Source organism: Cardiobacterium sp. Marseille-Q4385, assembly GCF_916618745.1.
In the GTDB taxonomy this organism is placed as follows: Bacteria; Pseudomonadota; Gammaproteobacteria; order Cardiobacteriales; family Cardiobacteriaceae; genus Cardiobacterium.
Genome location: NZ_OU745373.1, coordinates 831,981 through 845,377 on the forward strand (window position 1 = coordinate 831,981; position 13,397 = coordinate 845,377).

The 13,397-nt window shown below is 57.6% G+C and carries 15 protein-coding genes; 13 read left to right on the forward strand and 2 right to left on the reverse strand.

The window, feature by feature from the left end:
* Positions 1–55: 55 nt before the first annotated feature.
* The 5 genes from gluQRS to LG374_RS03940 all read left to right on the forward strand — a co-directional run bounded on the left by gluQRS (position 56) and on the right by LG374_RS03940 (position 4,774).
* On the forward strand, positions 56–928 hold the full coding sequence (gene gluQRS / locus LG374_RS03925) for a tRNA glutamyl-Q(34) synthetase GluQRS (protein WP_225756485.1): 873 nt from the start codon (positions 56–58) through the stop codon (positions 926–928).
* Positions 929–1,050: 122 nt separating this feature from the next.
* Complete coding sequence (tehA, locus tag LG374_RS03930) at positions 1,051–2,013, forward strand: dicarboxylate transporter/tellurite-resistance protein TehA (RefSeq protein ID WP_225756486.1); 963 nt, start codon at positions 1,051–1,053, stop codon at positions 2,011–2,013.
* A 105-nt stretch (positions 2,014–2,118) separates the two neighbouring features.
* Positions 2,119–3,993: a monovalent cation:proton antiporter-2 (CPA2) family protein gene (locus LG374_RS03935; RefSeq protein WP_225756487.1), complete on the forward strand. Its 1,875-nt coding sequence runs from the start codon at positions 2,119–2,121 to the stop codon at positions 3,991–3,993.
* Positions 3,994–4,109: 116 nt separating this feature from the next.
* Positions 4,110–4,235 carry a hypothetical protein gene (locus LG374_RS12400; protein WP_255594402.1) on the forward strand — a complete coding sequence of 42 codons (126 nt, stop codon included), beginning with the start codon at positions 4,110–4,112 and terminating at the stop codon, positions 4,233–4,235.
* A gap of 56 nt (positions 4,236–4,291) precedes the next feature.
* A complete protein-coding gene (locus LG374_RS03940; protein ID WP_225756488.1) occupies positions 4,292–4,774 on the forward strand; it encodes a hypothetical protein in 483 nt (160 codons plus the stop codon).
* 632 nt (positions 4,775–5,406) lie between these two features.
* Here the strand turns inward: LG374_RS03940 and LG374_RS03945 are convergent.
* Positions 5,407–5,661, reverse strand: coding sequence for a D-aminoacyl-tRNA deacylase (locus LG374_RS03945; protein WP_225756489.1), 255 nt, complete (start codon positions 5,659–5,661; stop codon positions 5,407–5,409).
* A gap of 217 nt (positions 5,662–5,878) precedes the next feature.
* Between LG374_RS03945 and LG374_RS03950 the strand changes: the two genes are divergently transcribed.
* Positions 5,879–6,901 (forward strand): hypothetical protein, encoded by a 1,023-nt coding sequence (locus LG374_RS03950; protein WP_225756490.1) that lies wholly within the window; start codon positions 5,879–5,881, stop codon positions 6,899–6,901.
* A 78-nt stretch (positions 6,902–6,979) separates the two neighbouring features.
* Here the strand turns inward: LG374_RS03950 and dtd are convergent, their stop codons facing one another.
* The gene (gene dtd, locus LG374_RS03955; RefSeq protein ID WP_225756491.1) at positions 6,980–7,417 is read right to left on the reverse strand and encodes a D-aminoacyl-tRNA deacylase; all 438 of its coding nucleotides are present in this window, start codon (positions 7,415–7,417) and stop codon (positions 6,980–6,982) included.
* Positions 7,418–7,479: 62 nt separating this feature from the next.
* On the opposite strand from dtd, the gene pyrB reads away from it, so the two are divergent.
* The 7 genes from pyrB to icd all read left to right on the forward strand — a co-directional run bounded on the left by pyrB (position 7,480) and on the right by icd (position 13,134).
* Positions 7,480–8,526 (forward strand): aspartate carbamoyltransferase, encoded by a 1,047-nt coding sequence (gene pyrB / locus LG374_RS03960; protein WP_225756492.1) that lies wholly within the window; start codon positions 7,480–7,482, stop codon positions 8,524–8,526.
* Positions 8,527–8,539: 13 nt separating this feature from the next.
* The gene (gene glnK, locus LG374_RS03965) at positions 8,540–8,878 is read left to right on the forward strand and encodes a P-II family nitrogen regulator (protein WP_079541692.1); all 339 of its coding nucleotides are present in this window, start codon (positions 8,540–8,542) and stop codon (positions 8,876–8,878) included.
* 29 nt (positions 8,879–8,907) lie between these two features.
* The gene (locus tag LG374_RS03970) at positions 8,908–9,678 is read left to right on the forward strand and encodes a transferrin-binding protein-like solute binding protein (protein ID WP_225756493.1); all 771 of its coding nucleotides are present in this window, start codon (positions 8,908–8,910) and stop codon (positions 9,676–9,678) included.
* 207 nt (positions 9,679–9,885) lie between these two features.
* On the forward strand, positions 9,886–10,305 hold the full coding sequence (locus LG374_RS03975; RefSeq protein ID WP_225756494.1) for a hypothetical protein: 420 nt from the start codon (positions 9,886–9,888) through the stop codon (positions 10,303–10,305).
* Positions 10,209–11,036: a YwqG family protein gene (locus tag LG374_RS03980; protein ID WP_225756495.1), complete on the forward strand. Its 828-nt coding sequence runs from the start codon at positions 10,209–10,211 to the stop codon at positions 11,034–11,036. Before LG374_RS03975 ends, LG374_RS03980 begins: the two co-directional genes overlap by 97 nt.
* Before the next feature lie 7 nt (positions 11,037–11,043).
* Complete coding sequence (locus tag LG374_RS03985) at positions 11,044–11,856, forward strand: sulfite exporter TauE/SafE family protein (protein ID WP_225756496.1); 813 nt, start codon at positions 11,044–11,046, stop codon at positions 11,854–11,856.
* Positions 11,857–11,901: 45 nt separating this feature from the next.
* Positions 11,902–13,134 (forward strand): isocitrate dehydrogenase (NADP(+)), encoded by a 1,233-nt coding sequence (gene icd / locus LG374_RS03990; RefSeq protein WP_225756497.1) that lies wholly within the window; start codon positions 11,902–11,904, stop codon positions 13,132–13,134.
* Positions 13,135–13,397: the final 263 nt, after the last annotated feature.

Sequence of the window (13,397 nt, forward strand, 5' to 3'; positions counted from 1 at the left end):
AAAACAGACCGTCATTGTACTGGCGCTTCCTGCCGCGTGATGCTACAACAGCACCATGAACACCATCCCCTATATCGGCCGCTTCGCGCCTACCCCTAGCGGGCCGCTACACCTCGGCTCACTCGTCGCCGCCATCGGCAGTTTCCTGGATGCCCGCGCGCACGGCGGGCGCTGGCTGCTGCGCGTGGAAGACGTGGACAGCAGCCGCAGCCGTGCCGACTACATCGCCGCGCAAATGCACTCGCTGCACTGCCACGGCCTGCATCACGACGGCACGGTGCGGGTGCAATCGGCGCATCTTGCCGACTACCTAGCCGCGCTCGACCGCTTGCGCCCGCAGCTCTACCCCTGCGAGTGCAGCCGCAAACACTGGCACGAGGGCGCCCGCATGGGGGCATTAGGCTCAATCTACCCCGGCACCTGCCGCGAAAAAGCCCTCACCAGCCTCACCCCGATGGACGCCGCCATCCGCCTGCGCCTGCCGGATACGACCGTGACCTTCCACGACCGCCTGCTGGGGGATTGCCGCTTCTCGCTGGCGGACGACATCGGCGATCCCGTCCTGCGTCGCCGCGACGGCGATATCGCCTACGCGCTGGCAGTGGTGGTTGACGACGCCTTGCAAGGAGTGACGGACATCGTGCGCGGACAAGACCTGGTAGCAGCGACGGCCATCCACCTCACCCTGCAAAGCCTGCTCGGCCTGCCACAGCCGCGCTACCTGCACCTGCCGCTGCTGCTCAATCCGGACGGCAGCAAACTGAGCAAGCAGAACCACGCCCCCGCCCTGAACGACGCAACCCCGGCAGCCAACCTGCTCGCCGCCCTGCACCACCTCGGCGAAGACTGCACGGACTACACCAGCACGATGCCGGTGCCAATGCTGCTGGAAGAAGCGGTGCGGCGCTGGTCGCGACGAGCGGCTTAAATACCGGCTTCCCGCCAAGCGACGTAAATACTGGCCTCACCAAACGAGCCAATCACGGGGTTTTTAGAGATGGCTCAAGGATGAGCGCTGTCTATAATTTTTCTTTTATCTGGAGCACTGTCATGTCTGTTTCTTCGCCTGCTGCACCGTCGCGCAAGTTTCCGGTTCCGCTCAGTTACTTCAGTATGCCGCTTGGTTTGTCCGCGCTGGGGTTGTCGTGGCGTTATGGGGCGACCAAGGGGTTTGCACCATCCTGGTCGGCTGAAGCGCTGTTGGCGGTCGCCGCGCTGTTGTGGCTGCTGTTAATCGCCGCTTATGCCGTTAAAGTCTGGCGTTTCCGCGCGGATTTTCTCGCCGATTTGCAGGATTTGGTGCAGTGCTGTTTTTTGAGCATGATCCCTATCACGCTGTTGTTGCTGGCGATGGCGCTGTTGCCGTATGCCCGTCTGCCGGCGATGCTGGCCGTGATGCTGGGGGTTGGCGCGCAGCTGGCGTTTGCCATGTATCGTGCGGCGGGTTTGTGGCGCGGTTCGCACACGCTCGCGGCGACGACGCCGGTGGTGTATTTGCCAACGGTTGCCGCTGCGTTTGTCAGCACCTCGGCATTCGCCGCGCTGGGATTCACGGACTACGCCTGGCTGTTTTTCGGAATGGGGGTATTTTCGTGGCTGAGTCTGGAAGGGGCGATTTTGTTGCGGCTGCGGGTTGAACAGGCGCTGGCGCCAGCGGTGCGCGGAATTGTCGGGATTCAGTTGGCACCGCCGTTTGTCGCCTGCGGCGCGTATTTCGCCGTGCATGGTGGGGCAGTGGATGGTTTTGCCCTGATGCTGATCGGGTATGGCTGCTTGCAGGGGCTGTTTTTGTTGCGGCTGCTGCCGTGGCTGTTAAGCGATGGCTTTTTTATGAGCTTCTGGGGGTTTTCGTTCGGCCTTGCGTCAATGTGCGGCTGCGGCCTGCATTTGCTGGCACAAGGCATGATGCCGTTCCTGGCATGGGTGATGGTGGTGACTGGCAGCGGCGGGATTGCGCTGCTGGTGCTGGCGACGTTTGCGGCGATGCGGCGTGGGCGGTTTTGGCTGCGCTAGTTGGCAGCTGACGTTCGCTTACCTTGTTTTTTTCTGCCCTGCCCCAAATGTTTTTCCTGCGGGTGTGCGGTGCGCCCGTCTCGTTACCTCATATAAAGGATTTTTATGACTTCCCTTCTCTCTTCTGCATTTGTCTATTTGGGGGCAGCGGTGCTGGTCGTGCCGGTGTCAAAACGGCTTGGTCTCGGTTCGGTGCTGGGTTATCTGCTGGCGGGCATCCTCATCGGCCCGGTATTTCATTTCGTCGGCGCAGAAATGCACGATGTGCAGCACATTGCCGAATTTGGCGTGGTCATCATGCTATTCCTTATCGGGCTCGAACTGGAACCGGCGATGCTGTGGAAACTGCGCGCCAAACTGTTTGGTCTTGGCGGTTTGCAGGTGCTGTTGACGATAGCGGTGATTGCCGGCTGCGCCATGCTGCTGGGTCAATCGTGGCGGGTGGCGATCGCTGCCGGCTGTGTGCTGGCGCTGTCATCCACCGCGATCGTGTTGCAGACTCTCGGCGAGAAGGGATTACTCGGCAGTCCGGGCGGACAATCGGCGTTTTCCGTGCTGCTCTTTCAGGATATCGCCGTCATTCCAATGCTGGCGCTATTGCCAATGCTTGCCCTGCCGGGGCTGACTGGACACGCAGAGAGTCATGAAGCGGCGACCCTGCTCGACGGCATGTCCGCCTGGCAGAAAGCGGCGCTGATTGTCGCGGTCATCGGCGGAATCGTCGGCGGCGCCCACTTCCTCACCCGCCCGTTTTTCCGCTACATCACCCGCTCGCACCTGCGCGAGATGTACACGGCGACGGCGCTGGCGCTGATAATCGGTATTGCCGCGCTGATGAGCCTGATCGGCCTCTCGCCTGCGCTTGGCGCCTTCGTCGCCGGGGTGGTACTGGCCGATAGCGAATACCGGCACGAACTGGAAAGCACACTGGAACCCTTCAAGGGTCTCCTGCTCGGCCTCTTCTTCATCACCGTCGGCGCGGGTATCGATTTCGACCTGCTCTTTAACGAATTTGGCACCATCCTCTGCCTGACGCTGGCAGTGATGCTGGTGAAAGCGGCGGTGCTGCACGTCCTTGGCAAACTCTTCCGCCAGCGCGGCCTGAACAACCGCCTCTTCGCCCTCAGCCTTGCCCAGGCGGGGGAATTCGGCTTCGTTCTGCTGTCCTTTGTGGTGCAAAACGCCGTGATGCCGCAGGCCGTGGCAGACCGCCTGTTACTCGTGGTGGCGCTCTCCATGCTGTTCACGCCGCTGCTCTTCATCGCATACGAAAAATTCTTCATCCCGCGCGCGGCCGCTGTCGGACAAGACCCGCGCCAGGCCGATACCATCGCCGAAGAAAACCCCATCATCATCCTCGGCCACGGCCGCTTCGGGCAGATAATCGACGGCCTCCTCGAATCCTGTGGCTACCACACCACCGTCATCGACTACGACGTGGAAACCGTGGAAGGCCTTGCCAAATACGGCATCAAAACCTACTTCGGCGACGCCTCCCGCCCGGAACTGCTGGAAGCAGCGGGCATTGCCAAGGCACAACTGCTGGTGGTCGCCATCGACAACGCCGAACAGGCCACCGCCATCGTCGAAGAAGCTCGCAAACGCTACCCACAGCTGCCCATCCTTGCCCGCGCCTACGACCGCCTGCACGTTTACGCACTCTACCGCGCAGGCGCACAGGAAATCGTCCGCGAAACTTTCGACGCGGCGATGCGCAGCGGGCGGATTGCCCTGGAAATGCTCGGCATGGACATCGCGCTGGCGCAGAAAATCAGCGACTTCTACTATCACCGCGACCGCCACAGCGTGCGCCTGATGGCGGATGCCTACGACCCCGACCTGCCCCGCTTCGGCAACGAACGCATGGCGATGATTGCCAAAGCCGACGACGCCGAAACAGAGGCGATGATTGCGGCGCTACTGCGTGGCGAAGAAGTGGACTGGAAGCCGGAAGCGGATTTGACCGCGCCGTCGCCATAACCACTTGCCGGATCAAGAAAACACCCGCCACGGCGGGTGTTTTTACAGGGATTGCCGCGATACACGCTGTGCTACCATCTCAAGCGGCAAAACATTCACAACCCACGGAGAAACCCATGAAAAAAACCTGCCTTGCCCTGCTTGCCGCTGTCACCTTACCCGCCTTCGCCGCCCTTGATATCGCTTCGGTGGATATTGAAGGAATTAAATTGGGAATGAAGGGGAAGAAGCGGCAGCCTTAGTAAAAGCATATTGTGAGAAGACAAAAAATGGAAAATATGAAGAGCAACCTATAACTATGGGCAATATCAATTTAAGCTCTCTCGCTTGTGGCAAAGAAGAATTTGGCGTTCTTTTGCTAGACTCCAAGACAGTTGCCATCTTTGCAGCACAAAAAATCGACCTAAACGATACGAGTGACAAGGACTTTATCAATAACTGGCAACTTGCTGTACGGGAAAAAGCTGTACAGAAATACGGTGAACCCTCTTTGGAAACCAACAGTGCGGTTATTGCGCTCTATGGTGAAGAAATTGCCCCATCCCAGCGCCTATTATGTTGGGGTGAATGTGATAAGACACAGGCTTCAGAGCCCACTAAAAACTTATTCAACGTTAAAAACGTATTAAAAGTCAAAGGCCAGGGTCTCTTCATTGGTCTTAATATTAATGGAAGTAAAGCTGTTATTATCCGAACATTTGTGGACGAAGCCGCCACTGCAACACAAAAAAATACCTCCCAAACCGAGGCAGAAAAAGCCGCAGCCAAAGTCAATTTATAACTCCTTCCCAATCCTCACGGCGGACAACCGTCCGCCGTTTTTTATGGAACATCTGCGCATGACAAAATTGCGCCGCTTGCCACAAAGATGCATAGGTATCTGCCATCTCAACAATTGCAAAAATAGCTGAAAAACAAAGAGAATCCCCTCGCCCGCTTGCGGGACTGGAACAGCTCGCGTAGCGAGAAAGGGGTAGGGGTGAGGGCGTTCGTCCGCAGGACGAATCTCGTCAAGCGGGACAGATAAGCGTTTTTTGCCCCTCCTCCGTCGCTTCGCGACACCTCCCAGGTACCCATGAAAAAAATGCAGGCATTTTTTTCATGGGAGCCCCTCCTCCTGCAAGCGGGAGGAGGGATTATCCGCTGTTTTTAAAAAGATTTTCTCTCACTGCAAAATGTATAGATAGCTATGCACAAAGATGTGCACCAATGCCCCGCCAAGCAGGATATCGGCCACTTTCCCCCGCAAGTGGGGGAAAGGGTTTCGTGCCAAGCGGCATGGTTACTGGGCCCGCCAAGCGGCGTCATGACTGGCCTCGTCCGATATCCTCGAACGCAAAAGCAGGCTTGCGCCTGCTCTTCATAAAGACCTCCCCACCGGGGGGATTTTTTATCGCGCACGAAGGCGCTCCGCTACACCTGCAACCAGAACGTCACCGGGCCATCGTTGACCAGCGCCACCTGCATATGCGCACCGAAGACGCCGCTTTGCACGCGCGGGTATTCCCGCTGCACGTCGGCGCAGAAGCGGGCGAACATCGCTTCCGCCGCATCCGGCGGCATCGCCGGGTCGAAGCCGGGGCGGTTGCCTTTTGTGGTGTTGGCGGCGAGGGGGAATTGCGAGACGAGCAGCAGTTCGCCCGCCGCATCGATCACATTCAGGTTCATTTTGCCGTCGGCACAACTAACTGATTAATATAAACTTACATATGATGGCACAATTATTGCTTGGGCAAAAAGTAAATAATCTTATTATCTCAACTCGGTTTGGAACCTATTTAGCTGGAACAGTTATGACGTAGTGTCACTTATATATCATGAACGCGTTCTAAAACTGTCTTGCGAGATGGATTTTTAGGTATATTTTTATTTTAGGGAGAATTCCATGTACATTCGAGATTGGCAAAGAAAAATGACTGATATTTATGGAAAAAACAACAAAGCATTAAGCATTGATTATAAAATGCTTCATTTTTCAACAAAAACAGGACAAATTGCCAAAGGCTTTAACCATAATCATCTTGATGTTAATGTACAAGAAAAAGTAAATACCTATATTGCAAAATCATTTGCATGGCTATTCGCTATTTGCGAGCATTTTAATCTTGATTTAGAAGATGCCCTACAAAAAGGATTCCCTGGAGTTTGTAGATACTGTTTAACTATACCATGTAGTTGTTCAATTACGAAAAAGAAATCCTTTCATCCGAATACAGGTCAAGAATTGAGTCAGGACGAATATAAGAACGAGCTCTTTATGAAAGAGAGTGCTATTCGGAACTCAAATGCTCGTTTATCATTAACATCTTTTGCAGAAAGAATAAATAAGATTTACCCATCAAATAAAATCTTGACTACATATGGCTATTTTTCTTTCCCACTAGGGAAATTAGAAGAGGAAAAGGGTGAATTACATGCTGCATATAGCAAATATCTATTAACCTATAGTTTAGAACCCCAAAATAAAAACGAGAAATTATTACATGAACTTAAAGATGACATTATATATGAGGTATCAGATGTAAGCGCGTGGTTAATTTCATTATATGGTGAAAGACATCAACCTATTGATTTTCTTATGTCATCTTTATATATTAATGGCTGTCCATCATGCAACAATGCTGAGTGCACTTGCCCTCACTACTCGTTATCAACAGATGCTGATGAAATAATTATTGAACTTAGAAAAACACTAAATGAATTACGTGAAAAAATGAAAAATATAAATACCAAACAAGCTAAAAGTATTATTAAATCAATAGACAAACTAAATAATAGCACTAATATAAGAAAGCAAGATGGAAGCATAGAAGAAATATTAAACAAAGCCTCTAGATTCGAAGGCTTAACTAATATATTGGAGAAATTATCTAATATTCTTCTTAATTTTAAAAATATTATTACCTAAAAACCATTATTACCCTCTTACTTATAAGTTTAGGATTGTGTATAGCTATCTCTATCCCACTTGCTGGGATCTGTCGCGCTACACCTGCAGCCAGAACGTCACCGGGCCGTCGTTAACCAACGCCACCTGCATATGCGCGCCGAAGACGCCGCTTTGCACGCGCGGATATTCCCGTTGCACGTCGGCGCAGAAGCGGGCGAACATCACTTCTGCTGCATCCGGTGGCATCGCCGGGTCGAAGCCGGGGCGGTTGCCTTTTGTGGTATTGGCGGCGAGGGTGAATTGCGAGACGAGCAGCAGTTCGCCCGCCGCGTCAATCACATTCAGGTTCATTTTGCCGTCGGCGTCGGCAAATACGCGGTAGTTCAGTAGTTTCTGCTGCAAGCGGGCGGCCTGCGCGGCGGTATCGGTTTTTTCGATGCCGATAAGCGCCAAGAGTCCGTGCCCGATGGCAGCGACCGTCGCGCCATCCACCGTCACCGAGGCTTCATTAACCCGCTGAATCAGGGCAATCATCAATTTTCTCCGACTGTTTACGACAGGTCTATAATGCGGCAAATTCACACGGAGCCAAAACCATGTCACTAGCCGGTCGTCATATCCTTTCCATCGACCAATTCACCCGCCCCGATCTCGAAGCCCTGCTCGCTGTCGCGCAGACGCTCGAACCGGTCGCCCGCCGCCAGTACCGCTGCAATGTCCTCGACGGCGCGGTCATGGCCAACCTCTTCTTTGAAGCCAGCACCCGCACCCGCATCAGTTTCCACACCGCCTTCTCCCGCCTGGGCGGCCGCGTCTGCGACACCACCGGTTTCACCTTCTCTTCCATTTCCAAAGGCGAATCGCTGGAAGACACCGCGCGCGTTATCGCCGGCTATGCCGACGCTATCGTCATGCGCCACCCGGAAACCGGTTCGGTCGCCCAATTCGCCAAGGGCCTGCGCGTACCGGTCATTAACGCGGGCGACGGCACCGGCGAACACCCCAGTCAGGCACTGTTGGACTACTACACCATCAGCAGTGAGTTCGACCGCCTCGGCAAGACCATCGATGGCATGACCATTGCCATGGTCGGCGACCTGAAACATGGCCGCACCATCCATTCGCTCTGCCGCCTGCTGCGCCTCTTCCGCAACATCACCTTCCACTTCGTCGCCCCGTCTGCCCTTGCCGCGCCGCAGGAACTGCTCGACAGCCTGAAAGCCGCCGGCCACCATGTGCGCGAATTTGACAGCATCGCCAACGGTCTGCCCGGCGCGGATGTGGTATACGCCACCCGCATCCAGCGCGAGCGCATCGAAGGCGGCGAAGAAATGGAAGGCTACAGCGAGGATTACCGCATCAACCACACCGCCATCACGGAATACGCACCGAAAGACATCATCATCATGCACCCGCTGCCACGCGACAGCCGTCCCGGTGCCTTCGACCTTGCGACCGACCTCGACACCCTGCCGAACCTCGCCATCTTCCGCCAGGCGGATAACGGCGTGACCATGCGCATGGCGATGTTCGCAATGGCGCTGGATGTGCACAAGGACATCGACCGCCACTTCCATAAGTGGGAAGGTTACCGTCCGCGCCGTTACAGCGACAGCGACGCCGATTTCTACCAATTCGACTGAGTGAGGCACGCCGATGAAGATGATCACCGCCATCATCAAGCCGTTCAAACTCGATGACGTGCGTGAAGCCCTGTCCGACATCGGCGTGCAGGGCATCACCGTCACCGAAGTAAAAGGCTTCGGACGGCAGAAAGGGCACACCGAACTCTATCGCGGCGCGGAATACGTCATCGATTTCCTGCCGAAACTGAAACTGGAAATCGCGGTCAGCGACGATCTTGCCGAGCGGGTGGTGGAAACCATCCGCGATACTGCCAACTCCGGCAAAATCGGCGACGGCAAAATCTTCGTCACCTCGCTGGAACGGGTGGTGCGCATCCGCACCGGCGAACTGGACGACGAAGCACTATGAACAACCATCCCACCAACAGAGGAGCACCTATGCAAAACAACATCCGCCTATCCCTGAGCCTGAGCACCGCCCTACTACTGACCGCCTGCGGTGGCGGTGGTGGTGGCGACAACAATCCGCCGCTTGATCCCGGCACGCCGCCCGCCAATATCCCCGGTAACAATGCCGGTAACAGCGTCAGCGGTATCTATCGCGGCACGGCGGTCGTCGTCCCCAGTGGTAGCACCATCAACAGCAGCCACCGCACCCTCAACATCGGCAGCGACAATCTCAATACCCTGAACGTCAACGGCAAGCAGTTCAACCTGCGCCCTGTTAACGAAAACGGCAGCATCACGACGACCAACATCCGCAGCCGGGACGGCAAAAGCTATGAAATCTTCGTCGTCAGCAACTTCGATTACCAGAACAGCCGCTACGGCTACATCAAATCCGGCAACGAAGACTACATCTTCAGCCAGGGCACGCCGACCGCCCGCATGCCGGGCAGCGGCACCGCCCAATACGTCGGACAGGCGGCCTTTGTACGCAACGGCGAGGCCGGCACCGGCGATACCCGTTTCACCGCCGACTTCGCTGCCAAAACCCTAAACGGCACCATCACCTCGAAAGACCACAGCGTGACCTTCACGCCGGTGACCATCAACGCCACCATCAACGGTAACAGCTTCGCTACCGCCAACGGCGCTGCCGTCAGCAGCGGCGGCCACTTCTACGGCGACAATGCCCGCGAACTCGGCGGCCTGTTCAGCGACACCGTGCAACGCCTCTCCGGCAGCTTCGGTGCTATTCGCCAATAACCAGCACTCCTGCAAACAAACCGCGCTCCGGCGCGGTTTTTTGTGCGCGCGGCTTTTACGCTGGAGCCGTCAAGCGGCATCAATACTGACTCCCATCAGGCGGAATGGTGAGGTATGACCATTATCATGACCACACCTCCTGTCGCAGAAAACCCAACAAAACCCCTTTTTCCCTACAATAGCCGCAGATCCCTACCAGGAAGCACCATGTCCGACATCCTCGCCCTATTACAGCCGCACCTTCCCGCCGATGTTCTCGCGCAAGCCCGCGCCACGGCGCGTCCCTCCATCCCTTATCGCCTGAGCGTAGCCGCCGATTTGCCGCTTACCGCTTTGCGTGTCGGCGGTATCGGCTACTGGCCGCAGGCGCAGCATTATCTTGTCCCCCGAAGGGCTGCCGCTGCGCTCTTGGCGCTGAGGACCATCTGCCTCACACCCGTGGGCGTGAAAACCTCACACCTCCTGTCGCAGAAAACCCAACAAAACCCCTTTTTCCCTACAATAGCCGCAGATCCCTACCAGGAAGCACCATGTCCGACATCCTCGCCCTGTTACAGCCGCACCTTCCCGCCGATGTTCTCGCGCAAGCCCGCGCCACGGCGCGTCCTTCCATCCCTTACCGCCTGAGCGTGGCCGCCAATTTGCCGCTCACCGCTTCGCGTGTCGGCGGTATCGGCTACTGGCCGCAGGCGCAGCCTTACCCCGTCAACCCCGAAGGGCTGCCGCTGGCGCTGTTGGCGCAGGTCAATCTTGAAGAACTGCCCGCAGGGGCGGCGCAGGCGCTCGGCCTGCCAGCGCACGGCATCCTCGCTTTCTACATCGACGCTTATGACGATGTGCTGGGGCAGGATTTCGACGACTTGCGCGGCAACAGCCGCTACCGCTGCGTTTATTTCGCCGACACAGCCGCCCCGTCGCTTGCGCGCGCAGCGCAGCAGGCGCTGTTTGACCGGGTACAGGGGGAAGAGTGGTATCACCCCGCCGCCGGCGAATATGCCATGCACTTCGCGCCGCCCGCACCGCACTATCTCCTCACCGAAACCGCCGATTTTGCCGCGCTCTACGGCATGGAATACGGGCAATGGCTGAACTGCTACGACAACGATGTGATCAATGCCGCCTTCACGCAGCAAGGCACAAACCATCTCGGCGGTCACGCCTTCTTCACCCAGACCGACCCGCGCTTTTATGACAGCAACCTCGCCGCTTCCACTCTCCTCTTCCAGCTCGATTCCTACGTCGGTGAAGGGGTGGACATCTGCTGGGGCGACATCGGCGTCGGGGCTTTCTTTATTGAGCCGGCCGATCTCGCCGCCCGCCGCTTCGAGCGTGCCTGGTACAACTGGGACTGCGGCTGAGGAAGCCATGTTTACCCTGAGCGTTCTTATTCCCCTGCTGACGGCTGGCGCACTGGCCGGATTTCTCGCCGGACTGTTCGGCATCGGCGGCGGCCTGCTTATCGTGCCCATCGTCCTCTGGTTGCTGGAAACACGGCATCTCGGCGGTATGCACATCCAGCACCTCGCCATCGGTACCTCGTTCGCCGTCATGGCCTGCACCACATTCAGCGGCGCACTGGCGCACGCCCGCCGACGCAGTGTGCGTTGGGATATCGTCTGCCGCATGGCCCCGGCCATGGTCGGCGGTGCCCTGCTCGGCACCTTTATCGCCGCCCGCATTCCCGCCCACTACCTGCAACTCTTCTTCGTCGCCTTCGTCTGCGCCATCGCCCTGCAAATGCTCTGCCGCTACCGCCCGCAGACGGGGCGACACCTGCCCGGCACTGCCGGCATCTGCCTGAGCGGCGGCGTGATTGGCCTGCTCTCAAGCTGGGTAGGCATCGGCGGCGGCACCCTGTCGGTGCCGTTCATGCTGCGTGGCAACGTGCCCGTGCATCAGGCAATCGGCACCTCGGGTGCACTGGCCTGGCCGATGGCGCTGTCCGGCGCCGTTGGTTACCTGCTCGCCGGCTGGCACGTCACCGGCCTGCCGTCAGGTTCACTCGGCTACTGCTACCTGCCCGCCGCTGCCGTGCTAGCGCTGAGTACCCTCTGTCTCGCACCCGTGGGCGTGAAAATCGCGCACCGTCTGCCCGACAGCACCCTGCAACGCGCCTTTGGCCTGTATCTCCTGATCATCGCCGCCCATATGCTGTGGAAAGTACATCCCCACTTCTAATATAGTCGTTGCCAATAACGACTAACCCAACCCAAGGAGTCCACCATGACCACATCCCCCTCTGGCGAAACCATCCGCTACGACAACGGCCAGTGGCACGTTCCCGCCCAGCCGCGTATCGGCTGCATCAGCGGCGACGGCATCGGCCCGGAAATCATGCAGGCCGCGCGCCGCGTCTGGGACGTTGCCATCGCCCGCAGCTACGGCGATGCCCGCCACATCCACTGGGTCGAACTGCCGCTGGGCGAAAACGCCTTCGCCCAATACGGCACCTACTACCCGGACAGCACCCGCGACGCCCTGCGCGAGCTGCGCATCGCCATCAAAGGGCCATTCACCACGCCCGTTGGCGGCGGCTTCCGCTCGCTCAACGTCAGCCTGCGCCAGACACTAGACCTCTACGCCTGCGTCCGCCCGGTGCGCTACTACCCCGGCGTCCCCTCGCCGATGCTGCGCCCGGAAGAAGTGGACGTGGTCATCTACCGCGAAAACACCGAAGACGTCTATGCCGGTATCGAATACGACGCCGGTAGCGAAGAAAACCGCAAACTCGCCGACTTCCTGCGCCGCGAACTCGGCGCGCACTTCTTCGAAGGGGCGGGACTCGGTATCAAGCCCATCTCCGAATACGGCAGCAAGCGCCTGGTGCGCATGGCTATCGAACACGCCATCACCCATAAACGCAAAAGCGTAACCCTGGTGCACAAAGGCAACATCATGAAATACACCGAAGGTGCCTTCCGCACCTGGGGCTACGAAGTGGCGCGCGACGAATATCCGGCAGAGACCATCAGCGAAAAAGAAGTGGATGAAAAACACGGCGGCGTGGTGCCTGACGGCAAAATCGTCATCAAAGACCGAATCGCCGACGCCATGTTCCAGCAAATGCTGCTGCGCCCGGCGGAATACGACGTCATCGCCACCCCGAACCTGAACGGCGACTACCTCTCGGACGCTCTCGCCGCACAAGTGGGCGGCATCGGCATCGCGCCGGGGGCAAACATCGGCGAAGGGCTGGCCATCTTTGAAGCGACACACGGCAGCGCGCCGAAACACGCGGGACAAAACCGCGTCAACCCCAGCTCGATACTGCTCTCCGGAGTGATGATGCTCGAATACATCGGCTGGCAGGAAGCGGCAGACATCATCAACCGCGCCTTTACGGCGGTGATTGCTGACAAAACCGTCACCTACGACTTCGCCCGCCTGATGACCGGCGCGACCGAAGTCACCACCAGCGCCTTCGCCGACGCGCTGATTGCGAAGATTAACGGCTGAGATACCCCGCTTGGTGAACCTAGAACCGTAGGGTGGGCCTTGGCCCACCACACCATTTTTCATCGGCTTCATGGTGGGCTAAAGCCCACCCTACATGCGAAGCCCGCATTTATCCCGCTTGGCGCACCCCCGATCCTGAAACTCGCACAAATACGCCGCTTGGTATTTTGCCCCCCCTCCGGCCTGCGACCACCTCCCCCCGCAAGCGGGAGGAGAATTGATCGTGTACGCCGTTTGGCGGATTCAGAACCGTAGGGTGGGCC

Coding starts and splice junctions, on each gene's coding strand:
- LG374_RS12400 (WP_255594402.1), top strand. CDS start 4,110: ATGAAAAAAACCTGCCTTGCCCTGCTTGCCGCTGTCACCTTACCCGCC.
- LG374_RS03945 (WP_225756489.1), bottom strand. CDS start 5,661: ATGAACCTGAATGTGATCGATGCGGCGGGCGAACTGCTGCTCGTCTCG.
- LG374_RS03980 (WP_225756495.1), top strand. CDS start 10,209: ATGTCCGACATCCTCGCCCTGTTACAGCCGCACCTTCCCGCCGATGTT.
- LG374_RS03970 (WP_225756493.1), top strand. CDS start 8,908: ATGCAAAACAACATCCGCCTATCCCTGAGCCTGAGCACCGCCCTACTA.
- LG374_RS03940 (WP_225756488.1), top strand. CDS start 4,292: ATGGGCAATATCAATTTAAGCTCTCTCGCTTGTGGCAAAGAAGAATTT.
- icd (WP_225756497.1), top strand. CDS start 11,902: ATGACCACATCCCCCTCTGGCGAAACCATCCGCTACGACAACGGCCAG.
- LG374_RS03935 (WP_225756487.1), top strand. CDS start 2,119: ATGACTTCCCTTCTCTCTTCTGCATTTGTCTATTTGGGGGCAGCGGTG.
- tehA (WP_225756486.1), top strand. CDS start 1,051: ATGTCTGTTTCTTCGCCTGCTGCACCGTCGCGCAAGTTTCCGGTTCCG.
- LG374_RS03975 (WP_225756494.1), top strand. CDS start 9,886: ATGTCCGACATCCTCGCCCTATTACAGCCGCACCTTCCCGCCGATGTT.
- LG374_RS03950 (WP_225756490.1), top strand. CDS start 5,879: ATGTACATTCGAGATTGGCAAAGAAAAATGACTGATATTTATGGAAAA.
- glnK (WP_079541692.1), top strand. CDS start 8,540: ATGAAGATGATCACCGCCATCATCAAGCCGTTCAAACTCGATGACGTG.
- LG374_RS03985 (WP_225756496.1), top strand. CDS start 11,044: ATGTTTACCCTGAGCGTTCTTATTCCCCTGCTGACGGCTGGCGCACTG.
- pyrB (WP_225756492.1), top strand. CDS start 7,480: ATGTCACTAGCCGGTCGTCATATCCTTTCCATCGACCAATTCACCCGC.
- dtd (WP_225756491.1), bottom strand. CDS start 7,417: ATGATTGCCCTGATTCAGCGGGTTAATGAAGCCTCGGTGACGGTGGAT.
- gluQRS (WP_225756485.1), top strand. CDS start 56: ATGAACACCATCCCCTATATCGGCCGCTTCGCGCCTACCCCTAGCGGG.